This is a genomic window from Nonomuraea sp. NPDC052634 (genome assembly GCF_040678535.1).
Classification (GTDB): Bacteria; Actinomycetota; Actinomycetes; order Streptosporangiales; family Streptosporangiaceae; genus Nonomuraea; species Nonomuraea fastidiosa.
The window spans coordinates 114,402-139,629 of sequence record NZ_JBFATY010000001.1 but is presented as its reverse complement, the minus strand read 5'-3'; the positions used below and the strand labels follow the sequence as shown (position 1 = coordinate 139,629).

The window sequence follows — 25,228 nt, the reverse complement described above, 5'->3', positions numbered from 1 at the left end:
CGGTTGACAGGGGTGATGTTCACGTAAACACTCGGCGGGAACGTCACCCGAAGCCCCTTGCGGCGTCGGTTCGCATGCCGCGCCGGATCTGGATGTTAGCGCTAACACACGAACCTCGATCAGCCCCGCCGAAGGATGTCTCCCGTGTCACCGCGCCGCGTGATCGCCGTCTCATGCGCCGTCCTCCTCGGTCTCGCGCTCGCCCCGCCGCCCGCCGCCCAGGCCGCCTCCTGCGCCGCCTACGTGATGGGGTACTTCAACCGGTCGGGGGACAGGTACGCGCTCCACCTGGCGGTCAGCGATGACGGTCTCCAGTGGGCGCCGCGCAATCAGAACGAGCCGGTCGTCACCCCGGCCGCCGGCACGCAGGGCCTGCGCGATCCGTACATTCTGCGCAAGCAGGATGGCACGTTTTTAGTGCTCGCCACCGGCCTCAAGGGTCGCGTCTTCCATCAGAACGACCAGTACATCCACGTGTGGGACTCGGCGAACCTGACGAGCTTCACGAACCATCGCCGGGCGCGCCTGCACACCATGGCGACGCACTCGTGGGCGCCCGAGGCGTTCAAGGTGCCGGCGCGCAACGCGTACGCCGTCATCTACTCGGCCTGCAACGGCACCTCGAACATTGACGGCAACCCGTGGTCGCCGCTCGGGCAGCGGGCCTACACGCCGCCCATCAGCTCGAAGCACGCCAACATCATCCCGATCACCACCGCCGAGAAGGACGCGCTGATCTCCCTCGGGGGCCCGCCCCGGTGGAATCGCAGCAAGTCGTACGACTTCCCCGACCGCTACCCGCGGCACTCCGGGTTCGCGCTGCGCATCGACCCGCTCGGCTCCGGCTCGGCCCTGGCCGACCGGCAGGACGCCACCTTCATGCTCACGGACTAGGAGGTCCTGCATGCTCCGAAACCTGCGGCGGGCGCTGGCCGCCGCCCTGCTGATCGCCACCGCCCTGGCGATCCCGTCCGCGCCGGCCCAGGCCGCGCCGCTGACGATCACCAACGGCACCCAGTTCCGCGACACCGCCGGGAACGTCCTGCACGCCCACGGCGGCGGCGTGCTCAAGGCGGGCGGCTACTACTACTGGTTCGGCGAGAACCGCAACCCCGACAACACGTTCCGCGCGGTGTCCGTCTACCGCTCGACGGACCTGGTGAACTGGGAGTTCCGGCGCGACGTGCTCACCAGCTCGTCGCACCCCGAGCTGAACGTCGCCAACATCGAACGGCCCAAGGTCATCTACAACGCCGCCACCGGCCGGTACGTGATGTGGATGCACAAGGAGAACGGCCGGGACTACAGCGAGGCGCGGGCCGCCGTCGCCTCGTCGGCCACGGTGGACGGCGACTACACCTACCACGGCAGCTTCCGTCCGCTGGGCCGGCACATGTCGCGGGACATCACGCTGTACGACGACGGCGGCACCGCGTACATGATCTCGGCCGCGGACGAGAACTACGACCTGCACATCTACCGGCTGACCCCCGACTACCTGAACGTCGCCTCGCTGGTGGGCAACTTCTGGAACGACGCGCACCGGGAGGCCCCGGCGATGTTCAAGCGCGGCTCGACGTACTTCCTGCTGACCTCAGGCGCCACCGGGTGGAGTCCCAACCAGGCCAAGTACGCCACCGCGCCCAGCGTCTCGGGCCCGTGGACGGGCTGGACGAACGTGGGCGACGGCACGACGTTCGGCTCGCAACCGGCGTTCGTGCTGCCGGTGCAGGGCAGCTCGACGACGAGCTACCTCTATATGGGCGACCGGTGGGCGGGCGCGTGGGGCGGGCCGGTGAACGACTCGCAGTACGTGTGGCTGCCGATCACGTTCCCGTCGGCGACGAGCATGAGCCTGAGCTGGCACGCGCAGGTGACGATCGACGCCGCCACCGGGGAGATCACCGGCTCGGGCCCGGGGCCGGCGTACCGGATCACCGCCCGGCACAGCGGCAAGGTGATGGACGTGGTCAGCGCGTCCACGGCGGACAACGCCGAGATCAAGCAGTATTCGTGGAACGGCGGCGGCAACCAGAAGTGGTACGTCCAGGACGCCGGCGGCGGCTACCACCGGATCGTCAGCGTCGGCAGCGGCAAGTGCCTGGACGTGGCGAGCGCCTCGACGGCCGACGGCGCGAACATCATCCAGTACACCTGCACGGGCGGCGCCAACCAGCAGTGGCAGTGGACCCAGGTCGGCGGCTACTACCAGCTCCGGGCCCGCCACAGCGGCAAGTGCCTCGACGTGGTCGGCGGCTCGACGGCCGACGGCGCCGACATCCAGCAGTACACCTGCGGCAGCGGCACCAACCAGCAGTGGACCCGCACGCAGTCGTGACGACCGGTCAGCCGGCCCGCCACCGCTCCAGGGCCGGCTGCAGGTAGTCGTGCAGCACGGGCAGCTGCGGCACCAGGTCGAGGCAGGCGATGACGCGCAGCATGCCGATGGCGTCGGTGAAGCGCAGCACGTCTGCGTCGAGCGGCCGCAGGCCCTGGCGCTCGGCCCCGCGGTCGTAGGCGGCGGCGAGCTCGGGGCCGAGCCCGGCGAGGTCCCACTCGACGGGGCCGAGCGTGACCAGCTCGAAGTCGGAGTAGAGGTCGCCGGCGACGCCGTGGAAGATGTTGGCCGCCGGGGCGTCGCCGTGCACCGGCTGCACCTCGATGCCGGGGAAGCGCTGCTCGAAGGCGGCGCGGGAGCGTACGAGGGGTTCGAGCTCCCGCCACTCGCGGCGGGCCCGGTCGAGGTCGGCGGGGGCGATGAGATCGGGCCGGTCGCCCAGCCGGCCGAGGCTGTCCTCGACGAACTCGGGCTCGGCGGCCGACAGGAACGACAGCGGCACCGGGCAGTCGCGCAGCGCGGCATGGAGCGCGGGCACGCTCTCGGCGTTGGCGGCGTAGTCGGGCTCCTTGCCGCGGTCCTCCTCGGCGTACTGCCAGAACGTCATCGAGAACCCGTCGCGCCGCACCGGCCGGGCGGGCACGAGCGGGCTCGGCGCGATCACCGGAACGCCCCGCCCGGCGAGCCAGCGGGTCACGTCGAGCTCCGCCTGCTGGCGGCGGGCCAGCACGTCGGGAGTCGCGTACGCGGGCAGCACCACCGGCACCCTGGCCACCACCGGCGCGGGAGCCAGGTGCACGACCACGGAGAACAAGTCGTGCAGCACCTCGGCGTCGGTCACGGTGAGCCCCAGCTCGCGCCCGGCCGCGACGGCGGCGTCGAGCGCGGCGGCGGAACGGCGGGCGAGTGCCTGTGGCTGCGCGGAATCGGTCACATGCTGATCTTTCCATGCCGTACGACCGGCCAGGACGCCCGCCTGACCGCGAAAGTCGAGCGCTGGTTATCGAAAAGTAAGGTTGTGATAGATCCAGAACGTGGTATCACAATGACGCATGGCCGACTTCACGCCGCTTTTGCCCGGTGACCCTCAGCAGCTGGGCGGCTACGAGCTTCTCGGAAGGCTGGGCGAAGGGGGGCAGGGCGTCGTCTACCTCGCCAAGACCCCCATGGACGTGCGCGTGGCCATCAAATGGCTGCGCCCGTCCGACGACGAAGACAGCGTCGCGCGCTTCCTGCGGGAGGCGGAGGTCGCGCGGCGGGTGGCGGCGTTCTGTACGGCCGCGGTGCTGAGCACGGGCAAGGAGCACGGCCGCCCGTACATCGTCAGCGAGTACGTCGAGGGCCGCTCGCTCGACCGGGTGGTACGCGAGAACGGCCCGCTCGCGGGCGGCGATCTCGAACGCCTGGCCATCGGCACCGCCACCGCGCTGGCCGCGATCCATGAGGCCGGGGTGGTGCACCGCGACTTCAAGCCGGGCAACGTCATCATGAGCGCCAGCGGCCCGCGGGTGATCGACTTCGGCATCGCCCGTACGCTCGACCCGGCCACGATGACGAGCAGCACGCAGATCGGCACGCCCGCGTACATGGCGCCGGAGCAGATTCTGGGACAGGGCGTGGGCCCGGCGGCCGACATGTTCTCCTGGGCCGGCGCGATGGTCTTCGCCTCCTGCGGCCGGGCACCGTTCGGCAGCGACGGCACGCACGCCGTGATGAGCCGGGTGCTGAACGAGGACCCGCAGCTCGGGGCGCTCGAAGGCAAGCTGGCCGACCTGGCGCGCCGCTGCCTCAGCAAGGACCCGGCGGACCGGCCCACCGCCATGGAGGTGATCACCCAGCTCCTGCGCTCGCCCAAGCCGGGCGTGAACCCGCTGGCCGAGGGCACCAAGCAGGCCGAGCCCGCCGCCGGTACGCCCGCCGGATCGGTCGCGGGACCGACCGCCCCGCCGCCCCCGGGCGCGGCCGGCGCGCCGGCCGGAGGGCCGATCGCCGCCGTGCCCTCCGGGCCCCGCACGCCGCCCACCGGCCCGTCCGGGCGCCAGCGCCGCAAGGTCATGATCATCGCGAGCACCCTGGTCGCCGCGGCCGCCGTGACCGCCGCGATCACGGTGCCGACCCTCCTGGGACGCGACAACTCGCCACCGGCCTCGGCCGCTCCGGCCACCACCACACCGGCCCCCACCGCACCGGATGCCACCTCGCCCACGCCGTCGAACTCCTCCACCCCGACGCCCGCGGCCACACCGACCAGGAGGAAGCTGCCCGGCGGTGACATCACGCTGCACGAGAGTCCGTCCGATCCGATCACGCTCACCCGTTACGTCGTGGGCGATACCGAGTACGCCCGCCAGTCCCTGAACGGCGAGTTCACAAAGTACTCCGACGATCTCGAAGCGGCCCTCTCCCCTGACGGCCGCTACCTGGCGACCAGGCCCGAGGACTACACCTCCGACGGATACGACTCCATCCTCATCACCGACCGGCGCGACGGTTCGAGCTTCCGCGTGAAGACCGTGCGCGACCCGCTGATCGCCGAGATCCGCCACTGGACGAAGGACGGCTCCAAGGTTCTGCTCAACACCAGCCAGCGCGTCGGGAGCGGCGACGACAAGGAGTGGTACACCATCGGCTTCGTCATCATCGACGTGGCCACCGCCAAGGCGAACATCGTCCGGGTGAACGACGAGGAGATCCGCGGCAGCGACTTCGCGTGGGACGCCGAGGACAAGGGTGTGGTCATCGAGTACGGCGAGGGCAGGGGCCTGCGCTTCTTCGACGCCTCCGGCGAGCACGTCCGCGACGTGCCGGGCGTCGGGCCAGTGGCCTCGGGCACGATGGACATCTTCTCGCCGTCGGGCCGGCTGTTCACAACCGCATGTCCGAACGGCAAGGACGGCGAGACCTGCGTTTGGGATTCGGCCACCAGTCAGCGGGTGTACCGCTTCACCTCCGACTGCGACAAGGTGCTCGGCTGGTGGGACGAGCAGCACCTGTACTGCTGGGAGAACGACAACACGAGCAGGGATGAGGTCCGCGTGGTCTCCTTCGACGGCAAGCTGATGCGGCGGCTGCTGGACAAGGGAGACAAGGTGGACTTCGGCCCGTACTACACGATCGACCCCGTGACCTCCTGAACCCCCCGGCACCGGGCCCACGGGCCCTCGTGCGCTCGCATACATAAGCAGATGATATAAGTGTCTTATGCAAGATGATCCCCCCTCTCAACAGATGAACGAGCTGGAGCTCGCCACCGGCCTGATGCGGGTCAGGACGATGATGCGGCTGCTCGACTTCCCGCGGGATCGGTCGTTCACCTCGATGTCGACGCTGGGCCACCTCGAACGCGGCGGCCCGCGCCGTCTCACCGAGCTGGCCGAGCTTGAGGGCGTCACGCAGCCGGCGATGACCCAGCTCGTCTCCCGCCTTGAGCGCGAGGAGCTGGCAGAGCGCCGTCCCGACCCCGAGGACGGCCGCGTCGTGCTCGTCGCGATCACCCAGCAGGGCCGCGACGAGCTGGCCAGGCGCCGTGAGGCGCTGGCCAAGCGGCTGGCCGATGCGATGGCCGAGCTACCGGAGGCGGATAAGGCCGCCATCGCCGCCGCACTGCCCGCACTCGACCGGTTGGTCACTCGCGCACTTGGAGGCAACATATGAGCGGCGGCAGCGCCGGCAATCCCTTCCGGCAGCCGAAGGCCGTCTGGGCGGTGGCCTTCGCCTGCGTCATCTCGTTCATGGGCATCGGGCTCGTCGACCCGATCCTGCCCGCCATCTCCGAAGATCTGAACGCCTCGCCCAGCCAGGTGACGCTGCTCTTCACGAGCTACCTGGTCATCATGGCCGTCGCCATGCTGGTCACCGGCTGGGTGTCCAGCCGCATCGGCGCCAAGCGGACTCTCATCGCCGGTCTCGTGCTGATCGTGGTCTTCAGCGCGCTGGCCGGATCCTCCGACAGCATCGGCGGCATCATCGGCTTCCGCGCCGGCTGGGGCCTCGGTAACTCGCTGTTCGTCGCGACCTCGCTGGCCGTCATCGTGGCCGCCGCCAGCGGCGGCTTCTCCGGCGCCATCATCCTGTACGAGGCCGCGCTCGGCGTCGGCATCGCCGTCGGCCCGCTGCTCGGCGGCCTGCTCGGCCACATCAGCTGGCGCGGCCCCTTCTACGGCGTCGCCGTGCTCATGGCCATCGCGCTCGTCGCCACGATCACCCTGGTCCGCGCACAGCCCAAACCGGCGCGCAAGACCGGGCTGCTCGACCCGATCAAGGCCCTGCGCCACCGCGGCCTGCTCGTCATGAGCCTGACCGCGCTCTGCTACAACTGGGGCTTCTTCACCGTGCTCGGCTACGCGCCGTTCCCCATGGGGCTGCACGCCATCGAGCTCGGCCTGGTCTTCACCGGCTGGGGCCTGATGGTGGCGATCTTCTCGGTGGCCGGCGCGCCCTGGCTGCAGCGCAAGTTCGGCCTGGCGCCCACGCTCTACGGCAACCTGGCGCTGTTCGCGGTCGTCATCTTCGTCATCGCCGCCTTCACCGACAACCCGGCGGTGCTGGTCGCCGCGGTGATCGTGGCCGGCATCTTCATCGGCATCAACAACACGCTCACCACGCAGGCCGTGATGATGGTGGCGCCCGTGGAGCGGCCGGTGGCCTCGGCGGCGTACGGGTTCGTCCGCTTCATCGGCGGCGGCCTGGCCCCGTTCGCGGCCGGCAAGCTGGCCGAGTCCTTCAACGTGCACGTGCCGTTCCTGATCGGGGCGTGCTCGATCGTCCTCGGCATCGTGATCCTCGCCTTCGGCCACCGCGACCTGGTCCGCGCCGAGCGCAAGCAGGTCGAGGTGGACGCGCACGCCCGCGAGGGCGAGGAGGACGCCGAGCTGACCGAGGCCACCGAGGCGAGCACCGGCACGGTGAGCTGACGGCATCGGCACGGCGGCGGGCACCGCACGCATGCCGGCACCGCAGGCGAACCGAGGCCGCATCGACCTCGTCCGCATGAAACGACCCGCCGGGAGCCGCTCCCGGCGGGTCGTCGCGTTCCCGGCCGCCTCACCAGCGGACGGGGACCTCCTGAAGGCCGCCGACCAGCAGGCCCTCCACCCGCTTGAGGTCCTCCGGCGGCACGGCCAGCTCCAGGGTGGGCAGCCTGCGCAGCAGCGTCTCCAGCGTCACCTGCAGCTCGGTGCGGGCCAGCGCCTGGCCGAGGCAGGAGTGCGGGCCCGCACCGAAGGTCAGGTGCGGGTTGGGGCTGCGGCCGAGGTCCATCTCGCCGGCGCGGTCGAAGACGGACTCGTCGCGGTTGCCCGAGGCCATGGCGCACAGCACGGTCGTCCCGGCGGGCAGCACCTCGCCGCCCAGCTCGGCCTCCTCGGTCAGGTAGCGGCGCAGGCCGAAGCCGTGGTTGGCGTCGAAGCGCAGCGACTCCTCCACCGCCGTGCGCACCAGGGAGGGATCGGCCACCAGCCGCTCCCACCGGCTGCGGTCGGCCAGCAGCAGCGCGACCATCTTGCCGATCATGTTGGCGGTGGTCTCGTGCCCGGCGACCAGCAGTCCCATCGCGGTGCTGAGCAGCTCGGCGTCGGACATGCCCTGCCCCTCGCCCTCGCTCTCCCTGATGAGCATGCCGATGAGGTCGTCGGTGTCGCCGTCGCGCTTGCCGGCGATCTGCTCGGACATGTACGCCGCGAACTCGGCCTGTCCCGCCCGCGCCTCCTCCTGCGTGTAGCGGGTGACGCTGAGGAACATGTCGGACCAGCGGGAGAAGCGATGCCGGTCGTCGGCGGGCACGCCCAGCATGTCGCAGATGACGTACACCGGCAGCGGGAAGCCCAGGGCGGCCTTCAGGTCGGCGGGAGCGCCCTTGCGGACCATCTCGTCGATGAGGTGCTCGGCCGTGGCGGTCATCGACGGGCGCAGCGCGGCCATGCGCTTGGCGGTGAAGTACTTGCCGACCAGCCGCCGCCAGCGCAGGTGCTGCTCGCCCTTCATCGGCACGACCATGGTGGACTCGCCGGTGGCCGCCGCACCGCCCGAACCCTCGGGTGCCACCCTGGCCGCGTTGTCGGCGGCGGTGGGGCGGGCGAAGCGGGGGTCGGTCAGCAGGGCCTTGATGTCCGCGTGGCGGGTGAGCATCTTGGCGCGGTCGCCGCTGGGCAGCTCGATGGTGGCCACCGGGCACTGGCCGCGCAGCCGCTCCCACTCCTTGGGCGGCTCCAGTGCCGTCTCGTAGGGCAGCGGGTAGGACAGGACCTGTTCGTCGCTCGTCATATGGCCTCCTCGACCGTTCGCCGCGGCGCTGGCGCGCTCGCCAGGACATCTCCTTTGTGCACGATACACACGAAAAGCATCATGCACACGAGTTGCATCATGCATTCTCTGAGCATCATGCACATTGCCGTAGGGTGCAGGTGAGCGGAAGGCACGAGCGGAGGTTCGCCCATGGACGCCGAGCAGGCGAGCGCCCATCTTGAGCGGGAGCTGATGATCCTCACGCGGCAGCGCGAGCTCACCACGCCGCAGGGCGGGCCCGACGGCGAGCGCCTTGAGCGCAGCGCGTACGTGCTGCTCAGCAGGCTCGAAGTGCAGGGCCCGATGTCGATCGGGGACTTCGTCGAGGCGTTCGGGCTGGCCGCGTCCACCTTCAACCGGCAGACCGCCGCCCTGCTCAAGGACGGGCTGGTCGAACGCACCCTCGACCCCCACGGCAGCCTGGCCCGCAAGTTCCGCATCACCCGTGAGGGCCGGCGGCGGCTGGCCGCCGACCGCGCCAGGATCGTCGAGGGGCTGACGAAGGTGCTGGAAGGGTGGCCGCCCGAGCGGCTTGAGCGCTTCGTCGCCGACTTCCAGCAGTTCAACGAGGACATCGAACGCCTCGTCGGCCGGCCGTGGCCCCGCCCGCAGCAGCCCGCCGACGAGGCCGCGCCCTCCGCGTGACCGTCACCCGGCGCCGCGGGGGTCGTGCAGGTGCAGGCATGAGCCCCGACAATACGAGCATTTTTGAAACGTCCGCGATCACCGCCTCTTTTCGGAACGGTGGCCTACGATCATGGGTTTCCGGGCGAGCGGTGGCGGTGCCCGCACCCGTCTCCGCACGTCCCGAGGGAGAAAGGCGGTTTCGTGACGCAGCTTGTCATCGATGGCCCTGGTGGGTCGGTGGTCCTCGATCCCGGGCGGTCGTACCGGCTCGGCCGCGACCCGGGATCGGACATCGTGGTCAACGCCGACCGGGTCTCGCGTCACCACGCCGTGCTCTGGTTCGAGGGCGGGCAGTGGCTGCTGCAGGACGCGGGCAGCCGTAACGGCACGTACGCGAGCGGCCGTCGCGTCCAGCGCGTCGTCGTGAACCCGGGCACCAGCGTCGGTCTCGGCCAGGCGTCGGGACCCGGGCTGGTCCGCTTCCGCGCCGCCACCCCGCCGCCTCCCCCGGTTCCTCGACGCACGCGAGTGATGGCGCAGGCCGTACAGGCGGGAGCCCGGACCGCGGTGCAGACCGTGGAGGATCCCACGGTGGGCCCGGCGGCGGGGACGGTGCCGTTCCCGCGCGCCGGTCAGTGGCGCGAGCCGGTCTCCATCACGGACCTCACCGGCGTCCAGGTCGTCCGCATCGGGCGGGCCCCCGACAACGACATCGTGCTCACCGACCTGCGGGTGTCCCGGCGGCACGCCGAGCTGCGCGTCACCGCGGGCGTCGCCGAGATCGTGGACCTGAACAGCCGCGGCGGCACGTACGTCAACGGCCGTCCGGTGCGGCGCGCCCGCATCTCCCCCGACGACTTCATCGGCATCGGCACCTCGACGTTCCGGCTGGCGGGCGGCACGCTCACCGAGTACGCCGACACCGGCGAGGTGTGCCTGCAGGCGCACGGCCTGACCGTCACCGTGGACGGCGGCAAGGTGCTGCTGGACGACGTGACGTTCCCGGTAGGCGAGAAGTGCCTGCTGGCGATCGTCGGCCCGAGCGGGTCGGGCAAGTCCACGCTGCTGCGCGCGCTCACCGGGCTGCGCCCCGCCGACCAGGGCGTGGTCACCTACGACGGCCGCGACCTCTACCACGACTACGCCGAGCTGCGCTCGCGCATCGGGCTGGTGCCGCAGGACGACATCCTGCACAGCGTGCTGACCGTGCGCCGCGCCCTGCTCTACGCCGCCGAGCTGCGCTTCCCCGACGACACCAGCCCCCGCGAACGGGAGCGGCGGGTGGACGAGGTGCTGATCCAGCTCGGGCTGGACCACCGCGCCGACACCCGCATCTCGGCGCTGTCCGGCGGCCAGCGCAAGCGCGTCAGCGTGGCCCTGGAGCTGCTGACCAAGCCGTCCCTGCTGTTCCTCGACGAGCCGACGTCCGGGCTGGACCCGGGACTGGACAAGTCGGTCATGCACCTGCTGCGGGACCTGGCCGACGACGGGCGTACGGTCGCGGTGGTCACGCACAGCGTCGCGAACCTGGACGTCTGCGACCGGCTCCTGGTGATGGCGCCGGGCGGGAAGATCGCCTACTTCGGCCCGCCCGGGGAGGCGCTGCCGTTCCTCGGGTTCGACGACTGGGCGGACGTGTTCCTCGCCTTCGACGACCGCACCCGCGACTGGGCCGGCGAGTACGCCCGCTCGCCGCTGCACCAGAAGTACATCACCGCCGACCTCATCCAGCCCGCGACGCCGTCCGCGCCCGTGCACCGGTCGGCACCGCCGAAGCAGCAGAGCTGGCACAGGCAGCTCGGCACGCTGGTGCGCCGCTACTGCCGGGGCATCGTCGCGGACCGGTTGTTCCTCGGCATCACGCTCGTCCTGCCGATCCTCATGGGACTGCTCGCCCGCGTCGTGCCGACCGGCGACCTGACGGGGCCGCCGGGCAGCAACCCCAGCGCCGTCAACCTGCTGCTGATCCTGTGCGTGGGCGGCTGCCTCACCGGGGCCGCCAACGCGGTGCGCGAGCTGGTCAAGGAGCGCGTCATCTACCAGCGCGAACGCGCGGTGGGGCTGTCAAGATCCGCCTACCTGTGCTCCAAGCTGCTGGTGCTCGGCCTGATCACCGTGGCGCAGGGGGTCGTGCTGACGCTGGTGGCGATGGTGAACGTCGAGACGCCCGGCGAGGGGGTGTTCACCGCCCCGATGGCGGAGCTGGCGATCGCCGTCGCGCTGCTGTCGTTCACCGCGATGACGGTCGGGCTGCTCATCTCCGCGGTGGCCAAGACCAGTGAGACGACGATGCCGCTGCTCGTGCTGGCCACGCTGGTGCAGCTCGTGTTCTGCGGGGCGCTGGTGCACCTGGAGGGCAAGGCGGTGATGGAGCAGATCGCCTGGCTCGTCCCGGCCCGGTGGGCGCTGGCCGCGCTGGCGGCCACGCTCGACGTCGGCCTGCTCATGCCGCTCACCGACGACCCGCCGGACCCGCTGTGGGAGCGGGACCTCGGCACGTGGCTGCTCGACGTGGGGGTGCTGGCCGGGCTCGCCGTGGTCTGCTCGTTCGCGGTGGCCCGCCTGCTGCGGCGCCACGAGCCGGCGGTGATGCGCGCCCGCTGACCACGGCTCCCACCGGGGGTTTTCGCAGGAAATCCTCAGTTTTGCCGTATATGGTGACAGCCCCCGAGCAAGTCACCGAGCCGCCGTGACCCCTGACAGCCGTCCGCGCGGGCCCAGGGGCCATGGGGGCGGAAGGATCGAAAGTCGCGCCATGGGAGTCGTACACAAAGGGTTCAAACGGCGAGCACGACTTCTCCGCGAGGCGCTACGGCCACCCCGGCAGTTTCCGAGCTCGGAGCAGGGCAACTCCGGGCTCGCCGAGGGGCTGAAGGCGCGGCGGCCCCCGAAGCGCACCCAGATCGTCGACTACAACGTCCCGGCGGTGCCGCGGCTGGTGCGCTCCCCCGTCTTCGTCATCGCCCCCATACGTTCCGGCTCGACGCTGCTGCGCATGCTGCTGAACAGCCACTCGCGTATCCGCGCCCCGCACGAGCTGCACCTGCGCACCATCGAAGTGGCGCTGACGCCCGGCTTCTCCGAGGCGTCCATGCAGGAGCTGGAGCTGGACAAGGTGGAGCTGGAGCACGTCCTGTGGGACCGCATCCTGCACCTGGAGCTGCTGCGCAGCGGCAAGGACATCATCGTCGACAAGACGCCGGGCAACGTCTTCATCTGGGAGCGGCTGCGGTACGTCTGGCCGGAGGCGAAGTTCTTGTTCATGCTGCGCCACCCGGAGGGCGTGGTCTCCTCGCTGCAGAAGCGCAAGGACAACACCGCCACCCGGGAGTCGCTGGAGGCGACCGCGCTGAAGTACTTCAAGCCGCTGGAGCGGGCCCGCAACGAGATCGGCGGCCTGAGCGTGCGCTATGAGGAGCTGACCGCGCGGCCCGAGGCGGTCACCCGGGAGATCTGCGCGTACCTGGGCGTGGAGTGGGAGCCGGGCATGCTCGACTACGGCAAGCACTACCAGGGGCAGTTCGTGCCGAACCTGGGCGACCGCAGCGACACCATCAAGTCGGGACGCATCCAGGCCGCCCGCACGTTCGAGGACGTCACGCTGCCGCCCAAGCTCGCCAAGTACGCCGCCGCCTGGGGCTACCAGTAGTCAGTACACGCGGGCCAGCCAGCGGCCGTGCGCCGTCCAGCACTCGGCGCCGGCGAAGCCGGCGGCCAGCGCGATCCGGCGCACGTCGTTGGCCGAGACCGTGGCCCAGCCGAACCACTCACCCGCCCGCGCGCCCCGGCGCAGCCTGAGCCGGTCCACCCTGCTGCGGGTGCCGGGCGGTGCGACCTCGGCCAGGATCGTGCCGCCCGGCCGCAGCAACTGCCTGATCCGGTGCAGCAGCGCCTCGGGGTTGCCGCCGATGCCGATGTTGCCATCGGCCAGCAGCGCGGTCGCCCATCTGCCGCTGCCGGGCACCTCGTCGAAGATGTCGCGCAGCAGCGCGAACCCGCCCGCCCGCCGGGTCAGCGCGACCGCGCGCGGTGTGATGTCGATGCCGAGCGCGCGGATGCCGCGCCTGGTCAGCTCGGCGGTGAGCCGGCCGGGCCCGGAGCCCACGTCCAGGGTGGGGCTGGCGCAGCGGCTCAGCAGCTCCTCGTCGCCGTCGATGAGCCGGAACCAGCGGGCGGCCTCCAGCGGCACGACGGTGCCGTCCACGTACTCGATCTCGGCCGTCTCACCGGCGAGCGCGTCGGCGTACAGGTCTCCGATCATCGGCCCAGCTCCCGCAGCTTGGCCGCGAAGCCGGAGCCCGGCGCGGCGTCGGCCACGGCGGCGGCGTCCGCGGCGGTGTCGACGTCGATCAGCTCGGGCAGCCAGTGCACGCTGAGCCCGGCGCGGTCGAGCCGGTCGAGCTGGTGCTTGCCGGTCTCCGGATGCGACATGGGCACGCCGAGCAGCAGCGACGGGTCGGGGCGGCGCAGGCCGAGCAGCCAGAAGCCGCCGTCGGCGGCCGGGCCGTACACCGCGTCGTCGTCCTCTAACGCCAGTGCCGCCTCGCGCAGCAGCTCCGGCGTGACCTGCGGGGTGTCCATGCCGATGAGCACGATCGGCCCCGGCCGCAGCCGGTGGGCGTCGGTGAACGCGGCGGCGAGGCGCTCGTCCAGCCCGGCACCGCGCTGCGGGATCACCACGACGTCCGGCGGCAGCCAGCGTCCCGGCAGCCCGTCGAGCGCCAGGACCGGCCGGGCGGCCACCGCGGACGCGGCGCGCAGGCTGTCGCACAGCGCGGCCTCGGCCAGCGCCGCGGCCTCCTCCTGGCTGAACGGCGGCGTCAGCCGGGTCTTCACCTTCCCCGGCAGCGGCTCCTTGGCGATGATCACGATCTGCGGCTCGTTCAGGGTACTCATTCCTTCGCTGAGATCCCGGCCATGACCGGCCGCCGGGCGAGCGGCACGGCGGCCACGGCCAGCGCGGACGCGGTGTAGAAGACGGTGGCGAGGACGCCGGGCCCGGCCGGGCCGTCCACGTAGGCGATGGCGCCGGCCAGCGCCGTGCCCAGCCACTCCGGGCGGCCCGCCATCGCGGCCAGGGCGACCACGAGCAGCGCGTACCAGGAGTAGCCGGGGGTGAGCAGCAGCAGGAACGCGCCGCTCACCACCAGCGCGCCGTCCCAGGGCCGGCGGGCGTCGCCATGACGCAGGACGAGGACGGCGACGAGCGCCAGCAGCGCGATCGCCGCGTACGGCGCCCACGAGTCCGGCAGCAGCAGGCGGAGCACGGCGTAGCGGTTGCCGTCGGCGGCCTCCTCGTAGCGCTCCTCCTTGAGGTAGCCCGGCAGGTAGCCGATCACGGAGGGGCCGGAGGCCAGCACGTACGGCACGTACGACAGCGCCACCACCGCCACGGCGGGACCGAGCGTGGCCACGATCCGGCGCGGGCGCAGGTCGCCCGCCAGCGCGCCGGGCAGCGCCGTGACGGGCAGGAGCTTGGCCGCGACGGCGGCGCCGAGCAGCGCGCCGCGCCCCCGTACGACGGTGAAGGCCAGCACCACGAGCAGCACGCCCAGCATGTCGACGTGCGCGTTGTTGACCGCCTCCACCGGCACGGCCGGGCACCACGCCCAGTAGACGGCCTTGCGCGGCCCGGCGACCCGGCACAGCACGAGCAGCGCCGCCACGGCCAGCAGGAAACCGGCCACCTGCAGCGGCTTGAGCCCCGCGTCCTCCGGCGACAGCCAGTGGACGAGCAGGAAGTAGCCCTGTGCGAGCGGCGGGTAGATCGTCGGCACGGTGGGCCGGTTGATGCGCGTGCAGCCGCCGTCGGGCAGCGGGTACAGCCCGGTGCAGTCCTGCGGGAACAGCCAGGGGTCGCGCACCCCGGCCAGCGCCGGATCAGACGGCGGGTAGGCGTACGGGGAGATGCCCGCGGCCTGCACCTGGCCGTCCCAGACGTAGCGGTAGGCGTCGGTGCTGCTGCTCGGCGGCGCGGTCAGACCGGTGGCGGCCAGCACGATCCCGCCCGCGACGACCAGCGGGCCGAGCCGGCTCTCCGGCAGCCGCCGCGCCGCGAGCACGGCGGCGGCGAACAGCGCCCACGCGGCCAGGTACCACCCGAGGCGGGGCGGCCCCGAGACGGTCACGACCAGGACGGCCGCCAGGGCGGCGAGCGCCGCGCCGGATGCGAAGAGGGTTCGGCTCACGGGGCGCAGCCTGGCATCCCGCGACGGCTCGCGGGGCCCGGCGGCGGGGGTTGTTCGGGGTCCGTAAGAACCCTTACGAACCCCTTACGCGCGGTCGCGCGGCGGTGGCGGACGGCTAGCGTCGGCGGCGTGAGAGTCATGGTCACCGGCTCGGCCGGTTTCATCGGCCGGCACGTCGTGGACGGCCTGCGGGACGCCGGGCACGACGTCGTCGGCCTGGACATCAGTGACGGCGTGGACGTGCGCGACCCGGACGCCCTGGACGCGCTGCTGCCCGGCGTCGAGGTGGTGGTGCATCAGGCGGCCAAGGTCGGGCTCGGCGTGGACGTCTCCGACCTGCCCGACTACGCCTCGGTCAACGTGTACGGCACGGCCGTGCTGCTCGCCGCCATGGCCAGGCACGACGTGCGGCGGCTGGTGCTGGCGTCCTCGATGGTGATCTACGGCGAGGGCCGCTACGCCTGCGCCGAGCACGGCGACGTCCGGCCGGGCCCGCGCGCCGTGGCGGACCTGGAGCGCGGCAGGTTCGACCCGCCGTGCCCGCACTGCGGCGAGCCGCTGGCCTGGGCGGAGGTCGGGGAGGACACGCCGCCCGACCCGCGCAACGCCTACGCCACCACCAAGCTCGCCCAGGAGCACCTGGCCGCCAACTGGGCCAGGGAGACCGGCGGCAGCGCGGCGGCGCTCAGGTACCACAACGTCTACGGGCCGCACATGCCGCTCGACACCCCGTACGCGGGCGTCGCCGCGATCTTCCGCTCGGAGCTGCGGGCGGGACGGCCGCCGCAGGTGTTCGAGGACGGCCGCCAGCGGCGCGACTTCGTCCACGTACGCGACGTGGCCAGGGCGAACCTCGCCGCTGTGACCGCCGAAGTCCCGGCCGGCACGCTGCGCGCCTGGAACATCGCCTCCGGCAGCCCGCACACCGTGGGCGAGATGGCCTCCGCACTCGCCGCCGAACGGGGCGGGCCGCAGCCGCAGGTCACCGGCCGCTACCGGCTGGGCGACGTGCGCCACATCGTGGCCTCGCCCGCGCGGGCCGCCGCCGAGCTCGGCTTCCGCGCCGAGATCGGGTTCGACGCCGGTATGAAGGAGTTCGCCAGGTCATGACCGTCGATGTGATCCTGCCGTGCCTGAACGAGGAGGCCGCGCTGGCCTGGGTGCTGGAGCGCATGCCCGGCGGCTACCGGCCGATCGTGGTGGACAACGGCTCCACCGACCGCTCGCCGCAGATCGCCGCCGAGCTGGGCGCCGAGGTGGTGCGCGAGCCCGTACGCGGCTTCGGCTCGGCCTGCCACGCCGGGCTGCTCGCCGCGTCCGCCGAGGTGGTGTGCTTCATGGACGCCGACGCCTCGCTCGACCCCGGCCAGCTCCACCGGGTCGCCGCGCCGGTCCTCGGCGGCGAGTCGGACCTGGTGCTCGGGCGGCGGGTGCCGGGCGCGGCCGGCGCCTGGCCCGTGCACGCCCGGCTGGGCAACGCGGTGCTGGCTGGCATCCTGCGCCGGCACACCGGCGCTCCCCTCCACGACCTCGGCCCGATGCGGGCGGCCAGGCGTGCGGCGCTGCTCTCGCTCGGCCTGGCCGACCGCCGCTTCGGCTATCCCCTGGAGATGGTGCTGCGCGCGGCGGCGGCCGGTTGGCGGATCGGCGAGGTGGAGGTGGACTACCTGCCGCGCAAGGGCCGCTCCAAGGTGACCGGCACGCTGCGCGGCACGCTCAACGCCATCGCCGACATGCGCCGCGTCATGGCCGAGGTCCGCGCCGGCTGAGCCTGCCCGCCCGCGCTCCGGCCGGTCACCTGGCGGTGCGCGCCGGCTCAGGGGTGTGCGGGGCGGCCACCTCCCAGGTGCCGTGCCGGCGGACGCCGGGTACTGCCCTGAGGCGAGCCTACGTCCGCGCGGACGGGGTCAGCGGCTGAAGTACGCGAGCGTGCGGGCCTGCTCCTCCGCGCTGCCCAGCGGGCTGATCACCAGGTCGGTGACCCCGGCCGCCTCGAACCTGGCGATCTCCTTCTCGACGGTGCTCTCGTCTCCGGCGACGAGCAGCTCGTGCACGCCGGACAGGCCCTGCCGGTCGAGCACCGCGCGATAGGCGGCGAACTCGCCGGCGAAGCCCATCTGCGCCTGGAGCTCGCCGCGCACCCTGTCGGGGTCGGACGTGAGGCACACCATGACGGAGGTGACGATGCGGGGTGCGGGCCGTCCCGCGGCCTCGGCGGCGGCGGTGATGCGCGGCGCGATGTAGTCGGCGATGAACGGCGCGCCCGTCCAGGTGGTCATCGTGCCGTCGGCCAGCTCGCCGGCGATGCGCAGCATCACGGGGCCGAGCGCCGACAGCAGCACGGGCGGCGCGACCGCGCCCGGCGGGGTGAGCTGACCCTTCACCGAGAGCGTCTCGCCCTGGTAGTCGACGGGCTCGCCGCGCAGCAGCGGCCGCAGGGCGGTGAGGTAGTCGCGTACGTGCACGGCGGGGCGCTCGTACGGCACGCCGTACAGCTCCTCCACGAGGTGCTTGTGGCTGGGGCCCAGGCCGAGGGTGAAGGTGCCGCCGCTGATGGCGTTCGCGGCGAGTGCCTGCTCGGCCAGCGCGTACGGGTGCCTGGCGTAGGTGTGGGCGACGGCGGTGCCCACCTCCATGCCGGGGTTCAGCCGTCCGGCCAGGGCGGCCACGCTGATCGCGTCGAGCGAGGCGAACTGGTTGAAGAACGCGCTGTCGAACCCGGCTTCGCGGGCCGCGCGCACCTGCTCCAGCAGGGTGTCCAGGTCCGAGCCTCCGGTCAGCAGGGCGATGCCCAGTTTCATGCCGAGCTCCTTAAAATGAAGTGGAAATTCCGGTTCCGCTTGGGATGCTACACTAACCGGAATGCGATATTCAGGTTGAGGAGCGAAAGGCATGATGCGGGCCGATGCGCGGCGCAACCGCGAGCGCATCCTGATGACGGCGCTCGAGCTGTTCACCGAGCGCGGGCCCGGCGTCTCGATGGAGGAGATCGCCCAAGGGGCCGGTGTGGGCGTCGGCACCCTCTACCGCCACTTCCCCGATCGCCGCGCCATGGTGGAGGAGCTGGCGGAGGTGACGCTCGAGGGCCTGCGCGGCCGCATCCGGGCCCGGCTCGACGAGCGGCGGGGGACGTACTGGGACGTGCTGCTCGACGTCGTGCGCTACTGCGCCTGGCAGCCGCTGGCGCTGATCACCTCGCTCGCCGGGCCGGCGCCGCCGCCCCCTGCCTGCGTCAAGCTCAGGGACGAGGTCGGCGAGCTGATGCTGGAGATCGTCGCGGGGGCGCAGCAGGAGGGCTCGCTGCGCCGTGACCTCTCTCCCGAGCAGGTGCTGGACGTGGTGAGCGCCGTGATCCGCCGCCCCGCGGCCCGCTTCGACGACCCGCTCACCACGGTCGTGCTGGACGGCCTGCGCGCCTCGGCCCGCCGGGGGGCGTGACCGCCCGGAGAGCGGCTCCCGGCGTGCCGGGAGCCGTCGCCGCTCCGGAACCGGCCGTTCAGCCCGCCGCGCGGCGGACGATCTCGGCGATGCGCTTCTCGGTCTCGGCGTCCAGCTCGGTCAGCGCGTACGCGGTCGGCCACATGACGCCGTCGTCGAGGCTCGCCGCGTCGTTGAAGCCGAGCGTCGAGTACCGGGTCTTGAACTTCGACGAGGGCTGGAAGAAGCAGACGACCTTGCCGTCCTTGGCGTAGGCGGGCTGGCCGTACCAGAGTTTGGGGGTCAGGTGCGGCGCGTTCTCCTTGACGATGGCGTGGACGCGCTCGGCGAGCCGCCGGTCGCCCTCGGGGAACTCGGCGATCTTGGCGAGCACGTCGGCCTTGCCGTCGGCCTCGCTCTTCGCGCCGCGCCGCGCCGCCTTCTTCAGCTCCTGCGCGTGCTCCTTCATCGCGGCACGCTCTTCCTCGGTGAAGCCCTCGTAGCTCGTGGTGCTCTTGGCAGCCATGGGATGTGGTCCTTTCTGCGGCATATCTACGGCGTATCTATAGGTGTGGGGGAAAGTATGGGGTTTCAGCCCCACGCGCCGGCGATCTGGCGAGTGGTGGCGTTGACGCGGTTGAACAGGTTCGTGAGGCCGACCATGAGGATGATCGCGGCGAGCTGCTTCTCGTCGAAGTAGGTGGCGGCGCGGTCCCAGATCTCGTCGCTCACCGCGCCGGGACGGTCGGCGAGCCGGGTGGCCGCCTCGGCGAGCGCCAGCGCCGCCCGCTCCTCGTCGGTGAAGTACGGCGCCTCCCGCCAGGCGGCGACAGTGGCCAGCCGCTCCTCGTCCACCCCGGCCTTACGCGCGCTCTTCACTCCGGCGTCGACACAGGAGCTGCAGCCGTTGATCTGGCTGGCCCGCAGGTGCACCAGCTCCAGCGTGCTCTGGTCAACGCCGCCGCTGTGCACCGCCTTGAACAGCTGCTGGATGCCGTCCGTCGCGCCGGGAAGGACGAAGGCGGGGTTCTTCATTCGTGCCTGCATCGATGGTTCCTCTCCAGGTGTCCGCCGGCCCCGTCGGCCGGGCGTGACTCCATCACAGCCGTCCCGGCGCGCCGGCACGATGCCCGTGGGACACCGTGGGACACCCGCGACGCCGCTGGCCTGCGGAGATCCGGTTCGATAGATTTGCCGCGCAATGGGACACAAAGGCGGAGAAACGGTGCACCAGCGGACTACAGCGGACCCTCGCGACGAGCTGGCCACCCGGCTCCGGCTGATCCAGGAGCTGTCCGGGCGCAGCGTGCGCGCGCTCGCCCGGGACGCGGGGCTCAGCTCCTCGTCGCTGTCGCGCTATCTCACCGGCCGGTCGGTGGCGCCCTGGCCGGCCGTGGTCGAGCTGTGCCGTCAGGTCAAGCGCGACCCGCGCCAGCTCCGTCCGCTGTGGGAACGCGCCAACAGCCCGCTGCCCGCACCGCCGAAGGCCACCCGCCAGGTGCAGCCGCCCGCGCCGCCCGCCGGCGCCCCCCACCCGCCGCGCAACGACCTGCCGCGCGACGTACCGGACTTCACCGGACGGCAGGCCGAGCTCGAAGCCGTGCTCGATGCCGTGGCGAGCAGCCGGGTGGTCTCCATCGACGGCATGGCGGGCGTCGGCAAGACCTGTCTGGCGGTGCACGCCGCGCACCGGCTCGCCGCCGACTACCCCGACGCGCAGCTCTACATCGACCTGCACGGCTTCACCGAAGGCCGCGAGCCGCTCGGCCCCGACCCCGCGCTGCGCACGCTGCTCTCCGCGCTCGGCACGCCGTCGGAGAAGATCCCGCAGGAGGGCGGCATCGAGCCGCTGGCCGCCTGCTGGCGGGCCGAGCTGGCCGGGCGGCGGGCCGTCGTGGTGCTCGACAACGCCGCGAACGCCGAGCAGGTACGCCCGCTGCTGCCCGGCGCGGGCCCGTCCGTCGCGCTGATCACCAGCCGCAACCGCCTGATCGGCCTGGAGGAGGTGCCACCGGTCTCGCTGGACGTGCTGAGCCCCGAGGAGAGCGCCGCGCTGCTGGCCCGCGCCAGCGGCGAACCGGACGGCCGGGAAGGCAGGCTCGCCCAGGACCCGGAGTCGGCGGCCGAGGTGCTGCGGATGTGCGGGCACCTGCCGCTCGCGCTGCGGCTGGCCGGGGCCCGGCTGCGGCACCGGCCGGGCTGGACCGTGGGCGTGCTCGCCGAGCGCCTGGCGGAGGGCGGCAGCGAGTTCGACACCGCGCTCGCGATGTCCGTACGCCAGCTCGACCGGGCCCAGCGCCGCCTGTTCCGGCTGCTCGGCCTGCTGTCCGGGTCGTCCTTCGACGAGTACGTGGCCGCCGCCCTGGCCGGCCTGCCGCTGCGCGACGCGCGGGCGATGCTGGAGGACCTGCTGGACGCCCATCTCGTCCAGCAGCCCGCCGCCGGCCGCTACACGCTGCACGACCTGGTGCACCAGCACGCGCGCCGGGCCTGCGAGGAGCAGGACTCCCCCGCCGAGCGGGACCAGGCGCTGCGCCGGCTGCTCGGCTACTACGTGCACGCCGCGGCCGCCGCCGACGCGGCCATGCCGCACCCGTCGGGCAGCCGCCCGCCCACCGCGGGCCCGGCCCCGTCCGCGCTGCCCCGCTTCGCCGGCAAGCACGCCGCCCTGGCCTGGTTCACCGCCGAGTACGCCAACCTCATGGGGGCGTTCGAGCTGGCGATCGCGCTCGGGGCCGACGTCCACGCCTGCGAGCTGCCGCGTTTCATGCGGACGTACTTCGCCCGCCGCTGCGGCACCACGCACCTCAACGCGCTGTTCGAGCGGGCGGTCGAGGCGGCCGAACGGCTCGGCGATCCGTGGCGGCTCGCCGAGGCGCACAGCGACCTGGGCTTCGCCCGCTACAACGCGGGCCGGATGGCGGAGGCGGCGGCCGCGTACGAGACGGCCGCGCCCCTGGTGGCGAAGACCGGCGACCTGCGCTCCCAGGCCGACCTGCTGATGCGCCGCGGCTACCTGAGCTGGGAGGACGGCAGGGGCGACGCGCCGCTCGACCTGTTCCGGCAGGCGCGCGAGCTGTACGAGCGGGCCGGCTGCCGGGAGGGCGCCGCCCACGCCACCGCGTACGAGGCGTGGGCGATGCTCCAGCTCGACCGGCGGGAGGAGGCCGCCGAGCTGGCCCGCGAGGTGCTGGCGATCGACTACGACGACCCCGCCTGGCCGGCCGGGCTCACCGCGCTCATCACGCTCGGTATGGCGCTGGCCGACGAGCAGCCGGACGAGGCCGCCGCGCACCTGCGCCGCGCGCTCGACCTGGCGCGCGGCGACGGGCACCGGCACAACGAGGCGTGGTGCCTCAACTGCCTGGGCGTGGCGCTGCGCAGGATGGGCCGCCACGAGGAGGCGCTGGCCAGTCACCGGCAGGCGTTCACGCTGCTGGACGAGCTGTTCGAGGAGCAGTGGAAGGTGCACTTCCTCGACGCGTACGGCGAGACCTGCCGCCAGGCCGGGCTGACCGGCGAGGCGCTGCGGCTGCACCGCCAGGCGCTCGACCTGGCCACCAGGATGGGACACCGGCACAAGGAGGCGCTGGCCCACGAGGGCATCGCGGCCGTGCTTGAGGCCACCGACCCGGCCGCCGCGGCCGAGCATCGCGCCGCCGGGCAGGCGATCCGGCAGGACCTCGAGCTGGGCGCCTGACTCCCGCCCAGCTCAGGGACTATGGATCGTACGGATGTGGCGACTTAGGGTGAAGTCGGGCCTTCCGGTAAAACGACCGCGTAGCGAGGGAGCGTCATGACCGCGCCTGGCAACACGCCCGACATCCTCTCCCCGGAGTTCATGGCCGATCCGTACTCCGCCTACCGCGTCCTGCGGAACGAGGCGCCACTGCTGTGGCACGAGGGCACTCAGAGCTACATCATCTCGCGGTACGAGGACGTCGAGCGTGCCTTCAAGGACGAGGTGTTCACCACCGCCAACTACGACTGGCAGCTGGAGCCCGTGCACGGGCGCACGTTCCTGCAGATGAGCGGGCGCGAGCACGCCGTGCGCCGGGCGCTGGTGGTGCCCGCGTTCCGCGGCGCGGAGCTGCGGCGCACCTTCATGCCGGTCATCGAGCGCAACAGCCGCGAGCTCATCGACGGCTTCCGGCACGACGGCGAAGCCGACCTGGTGGCGCAGTTCGCCACCCGCTTCCCCATCAACGTCATCGTCGACATGCTCGGCCTCGACAAGGCCGACCACGACCGCTTCCACGCCTGGTACACCTCGATCATCGCCTTCCTCGGCAACCTCAGCCAGGACCCCGAGGTCACCGAGCGGGGGCTGCGCACGCGCGAGGAGTTCGCCGCGTACATGATCCCCATTGTGCGGCGGCGGCGCGCCGAGTTAGGCGACGACCTGCTGTCCACGCTGTGCCGGGCGGAGATCGACGGCACCCGGATGAGCGATGAGGACATCAAGGCGTTCTGCAGCCTGCTGCTGACCGCCGGCGGGGAGACCACCGACAAGGGGATCGCCAGCCTGTTCACGAACCTGCTGCGCCACCCCGACCAGCTCGACGCCGTACGCCGCGACCGCGGCCTGATCGCGCGCGCGTTCGCCGAGACCCTGCGCTACACCCCGCCGGTGCACATGATCATGCGGCAGCCGGCCCAGGACGTGAAGCTGAGCGGTGGCGTGGTGCCCGCGGGCAGCACGGTCACGTGCCTGATCGGCGCGGCCAACCGCGACGAGGAGCGCTACGCCGACCCCGACACGTTCGACATCTTCCGCTCGGAGCTGGAGGAGTCGACCGCGTTCTCGGCGGCGGCCACGCACCTGGCGTTCGCGCTGGGCCGGCACTTCTGCGTGGGCGCGCTGCTGGCCAAGACCGAGGTCGAGGTGGCGACCAACCAGCTCCTCGACGCCATGCCGGACCTGCGGCTCGCCGACGGGGCCGAGGTGGTCGAACAGGGCGTCTTCACCCGGGGACCGGCCTCGCTGCCGGTGCGCTTCACCCCGGTGGCCTGACCGCTTCCCCGCCGGGCGGCGACTTCGATGCGCCACGCCGCCCGGCCGGCGTTCTCTGCGGTTCTATGCGCCGCGCCCGCCCGGCCGCCGCGGGCATGAGCGGCAGGGTGGGCGTGAACACCACCGGCAGCCCGTACAGGCCGCGCATCCACACCGACGGCCGCCACCGCAGGTCCTTCGGCGCGACCGCGAGCGTCACGTCGGGCAGCCGGTCGAGCAGCACCTCCACGGCCGTCCGCGCGATGATCTCGGCCAGCTCGGGCGCGGGGAACGGGCAGCCGTGCTCGCCGTGCCCGAACGACATGTGCGCCCGGTTGGTGCTGGAGTCGCTGTGGGTGCCCGGCTGGACGTTCGGGTCGTTGTTGGCCGCGGAGAAGCCCAGCACCAGCAGGTCGCCCTTGCGGATGCGGCGCCCGCCGAGGTGGCAGTCCTGCACGGCCCAGCGGCCGATGAAGTTCTGTGTGGGGGTGTCCTTCCACAGCACCTCGTTGAGCGCCTGCGCGGCGCTGCTGCGGCCGCCCTGCAGCGTGACCGAGAAGCCGTCGTCGACCAGCATCAGGCGCAGGGTGTTGCCGATCCAGTTGCTGGTGGGCGCCTGAGCGGCGGCCATCACCACCAGCAGGTCGATGATGATCTCGTCGTCGGTCAGCCTGGCCGGGTGGGCGAGCAGCGCCGACGGCACGTCGTTGCCGGGGCGGGCGTGCTTGTCGGCGACGAGCTGCGCCATCCTGGCGTGCAGCCGCTGGTGCGCGGAGACGGCGTTGTCGCCGACGTCGAGCGAGTCGAACACGTCCTGCACGAGGGCGGGGATGTCGCCTTCCGGCAGGCCGTACAGACGGGCCACGATGCGGGCGGGGATCTGGTAGGCGTACTGGGTGATCAGGTCGGCGCGGCCGTCGCCGGCGAAGGCGTCGATGAGCCGGTCGGCGACCTGCTCGCAGGTGGCGATCAGGTCGATGCGGTTGACGGCGTCGAGCGCGTCGCCGATGGCGCCGGCCCGGCGCTGGTGCTCGCCGCCCTCGGCGTACATGACCGAGGGGGTCCAGCCGACGTACGGCATGAGCGGCCAGTCGGCCGGCAGCCGGTCGTAGATGTTCCAGCGGCGGCAGTCGCGGCCGAACCACTGCGGGTTGGCCGTGATGTGGTGCACCTCCCGGTAGCCCAGCACGAACCAGGCGGGCATGTCGCCGTCGAGCAGCACGGGCACGACGCTGCCCCGCTGGCGTAGCTGCTGGTAGAGCGTGCCGGGGTCCTCGGCGATGGCCGGCCCGTACAGCCGCACGGCGTCGGCGTGCTCGGGGTAGCCGGCGGCGAGCACGGGGTCGGCTCCGTGTCCGCTGGACGGGTGACGCTCGGAGGCGG

Annotated in this window: 22 protein-coding genes; 13 read left to right on the top strand and 9 right to left on the bottom strand. The window is 72.3% G+C overall.

Annotated elements, in window-relative coordinates:
- Window positions 1-144 precede the first annotated feature (144 nt).
- A complete protein-coding gene (locus AB0K67_RS00660; protein ID WP_364050584.1) occupies window positions 145-894 on the top strand; it encodes an AbfB domain-containing protein in 750 nt (249 codons plus the stop codon).
- Window positions 895-904: 10 nt separating this feature from the next.
- Complete coding sequence (locus AB0K67_RS00655; RefSeq protein WP_364050581.1) at window positions 905-2,338, top strand: RICIN domain-containing protein; 1,434 nt, start codon at window positions 905-907, stop codon at window positions 2,336-2,338.
- 7 nt (window positions 2,339-2,345) lie between these two features.
- On the opposite strand, the gene AB0K67_RS00650 is transcribed toward AB0K67_RS00655, so the two are convergent.
- Window positions 2,346-3,272, bottom strand: coding sequence for an aminoglycoside phosphotransferase family protein (locus AB0K67_RS00650; protein ID WP_364050578.1), 927 nt, complete (start codon window positions 3,270-3,272; stop codon window positions 2,346-2,348).
- Between the two features lie 118 nt (window positions 3,273-3,390).
- Here AB0K67_RS00650 and AB0K67_RS00645 point away from each other — a divergent pair, with 118 nt between their 5' ends.
- The 3 genes from AB0K67_RS00645 (at window position 3,391) to AB0K67_RS00635 (ending at window position 7,251) form a co-directional block, all read left to right on the top strand.
- Complete coding sequence (locus AB0K67_RS00645; protein WP_364050575.1) at window positions 3,391-5,472, top strand: serine/threonine-protein kinase; 2,082 nt, start codon at window positions 3,391-3,393, stop codon at window positions 5,470-5,472.
- 94 nt (window positions 5,473-5,566) lie between these two features.
- Window positions 5,567-5,992, top strand: coding sequence for a MarR family transcriptional regulator (locus AB0K67_RS00640; RefSeq protein WP_364050572.1), 426 nt, complete (start codon window positions 5,567-5,569; stop codon window positions 5,990-5,992).
- On the top strand, window positions 5,989-7,251 hold the full coding sequence (locus AB0K67_RS00635; protein ID WP_364050569.1) for an MFS transporter: 1,263 nt from the start codon (window positions 5,989-5,991) through the stop codon (window positions 7,249-7,251). Before AB0K67_RS00640 ends, AB0K67_RS00635 begins: the two co-directional genes overlap by 4 nt.
- A 130-nt stretch (window positions 7,252-7,381) precedes the next feature.
- On the opposite strand, the gene AB0K67_RS00630 is transcribed toward AB0K67_RS00635, so the two are convergent.
- Complete coding sequence (locus AB0K67_RS00630; RefSeq protein ID WP_364050566.1) at window positions 7,382-8,599, bottom strand: cytochrome P450; 1,218 nt, start codon at window positions 8,597-8,599, stop codon at window positions 7,382-7,384.
- A gap of 171 nt (window positions 8,600-8,770) precedes the next feature.
- Here AB0K67_RS00630 and AB0K67_RS00625 point away from each other — a divergent pair, with 171 nt between their 5' ends.
- The 3 genes from AB0K67_RS00625 (at window position 8,771) to AB0K67_RS00615 (ending at window position 12,896) form a co-directional block, all read left to right on the top strand.
- The gene (locus AB0K67_RS00625) at window positions 8,771-9,265 is read left to right on the top strand and encodes a MarR family transcriptional regulator (RefSeq protein ID WP_364050563.1); all 495 of its coding nucleotides are present in this window, start codon (window positions 8,771-8,773) and stop codon (window positions 9,263-9,265) included.
- 183 nt (window positions 9,266-9,448) lie between these two features.
- Window positions 9,449-11,851 carry an FHA domain-containing protein gene (locus tag AB0K67_RS00620; RefSeq protein WP_364050560.1) on the top strand — a complete coding sequence of 801 codons (2,403 nt, stop codon included), beginning with the start codon at window positions 9,449-9,451 and terminating at the stop codon, window positions 11,849-11,851.
- Window positions 11,852-12,002: 151 nt separating this feature from the next.
- Window positions 12,003-12,896: a sulfotransferase gene (locus AB0K67_RS00615; protein ID WP_364050557.1), complete on the top strand. Its 894-nt coding sequence runs from the start codon at window positions 12,003-12,005 to the stop codon at window positions 12,894-12,896.
- Here AB0K67_RS00615 and AB0K67_RS00610 read toward each other — a convergent pair whose 3' ends face one another.
- Genes AB0K67_RS00610 through AB0K67_RS00600 form a run of 3 tightly spaced genes read right to left on the bottom strand, consistent with a single transcriptional unit; the run spans window position 12,897 to window position 15,435 of the window.
- Entirely contained in the window at window positions 12,897-13,508 is a 612-nt protein-coding gene (locus AB0K67_RS00610; protein WP_364050554.1) for a methyltransferase domain-containing protein, read from the bottom strand.
- Window positions 13,505-14,143, bottom strand: coding sequence for a TIGR04282 family arsenosugar biosynthesis glycosyltransferase (locus tag AB0K67_RS00605; protein ID WP_364050551.1), 639 nt, complete (start codon window positions 14,141-14,143; stop codon window positions 13,505-13,507). Before AB0K67_RS00605 ends, AB0K67_RS00610 begins: the two co-directional genes overlap by 4 nt.
- A complete protein-coding gene (locus AB0K67_RS00600; RefSeq protein WP_364050548.1) occupies window positions 14,140-15,435 on the bottom strand; it encodes a glycosyltransferase 87 family protein in 1,296 nt (431 codons plus the stop codon). The genes AB0K67_RS00605 and AB0K67_RS00600 overlap by 4 nt, the downstream gene beginning before the upstream one ends.
- A gap of 129 nt (window positions 15,436-15,564) precedes the next feature.
- Here AB0K67_RS00600 and AB0K67_RS00595 point away from each other — a divergent pair, with 129 nt between their 5' ends.
- Together AB0K67_RS00595 and AB0K67_RS00590 are read left to right on the top strand one after the other, a co-directional pair.
- Window positions 15,565-16,545 (top strand): NAD-dependent epimerase/dehydratase family protein, encoded by a 981-nt coding sequence (locus AB0K67_RS00595; RefSeq protein ID WP_364050545.1) that lies wholly within the window; start codon window positions 15,565-15,567, stop codon window positions 16,543-16,545.
- The gene (locus tag AB0K67_RS00590; protein ID WP_364050542.1) at window positions 16,542-17,204 is read left to right on the top strand and encodes a glycosyltransferase family 2 protein; all 663 of its coding nucleotides are present in this window, start codon (window positions 16,542-16,544) and stop codon (window positions 17,202-17,204) included. The genes AB0K67_RS00595 and AB0K67_RS00590 overlap by 4 nt, the downstream gene beginning before the upstream one ends.
- Window positions 17,205-17,342: 138 nt before the next feature.
- Here the strand turns inward: AB0K67_RS00590 and AB0K67_RS00585 are convergent, their stop codons facing one another.
- Entirely contained in the window at window positions 17,343-18,236 is an 894-nt protein-coding gene (locus AB0K67_RS00585; protein ID WP_364050539.1) for a TIGR03564 family F420-dependent LLM class oxidoreductase, read from the bottom strand.
- Window positions 18,237-18,327: 91 nt separating this feature from the next.
- On the opposite strand from AB0K67_RS00585, the gene AB0K67_RS00580 reads away from it, so the two are divergent.
- On the top strand, window positions 18,328-18,873 hold the full coding sequence (locus AB0K67_RS00580) for a helix-turn-helix domain-containing protein (RefSeq protein ID WP_364050536.1): 546 nt from the start codon (window positions 18,328-18,330) through the stop codon (window positions 18,871-18,873).
- Between the two features lie 58 nt (window positions 18,874-18,931).
- On the opposite strand, the gene AB0K67_RS00575 is transcribed toward AB0K67_RS00580, so the two are convergent.
- Complete coding sequence (locus tag AB0K67_RS00575) at window positions 18,932-19,378, bottom strand: DUF1801 domain-containing protein (RefSeq protein ID WP_364050533.1); 447 nt, start codon at window positions 19,376-19,378, stop codon at window positions 18,932-18,934.
- A 65-nt stretch (window positions 19,379-19,443) separates the two neighbouring features.
- A complete protein-coding gene (locus tag AB0K67_RS00570) occupies window positions 19,444-19,899 on the bottom strand; it encodes a carboxymuconolactone decarboxylase family protein (protein ID WP_364050530.1) in 456 nt (151 codons plus the stop codon).
- 178 nt (window positions 19,900-20,077) lie between these two features.
- Here AB0K67_RS00570 and AB0K67_RS00565 point away from each other — a divergent pair, with 178 nt between their 5' ends.
- Both AB0K67_RS00565 and AB0K67_RS00560 read left to right on the top strand, forming a co-directional pair.
- Window positions 20,078-22,552: a tetratricopeptide repeat protein gene (locus AB0K67_RS00565; protein WP_364050527.1), complete on the top strand. Its 2,475-nt coding sequence runs from the start codon at window positions 20,078-20,080 to the stop codon at window positions 22,550-22,552.
- Window positions 22,553-22,648: 96 nt separating this feature from the next.
- On the top strand, window positions 22,649-23,866 hold the full coding sequence (locus tag AB0K67_RS00560) for a cytochrome P450 (protein ID WP_364050524.1): 1,218 nt from the start codon (window positions 22,649-22,651) through the stop codon (window positions 23,864-23,866).
- Here AB0K67_RS00560 and AB0K67_RS00555 read toward each other — a convergent pair.
- On the bottom strand, window positions 23,850-25,184 hold the full coding sequence (locus AB0K67_RS00555; protein WP_364057367.1) for a cytochrome P450: 1,335 nt from the start codon (window positions 25,182-25,184) through the stop codon (window positions 23,850-23,852). The two genes, AB0K67_RS00560 and AB0K67_RS00555, sit on opposite strands and share 17 nt — an antisense overlap.
- Between the last annotated feature and the right edge of the window lie 44 nt (window positions 25,185-25,228).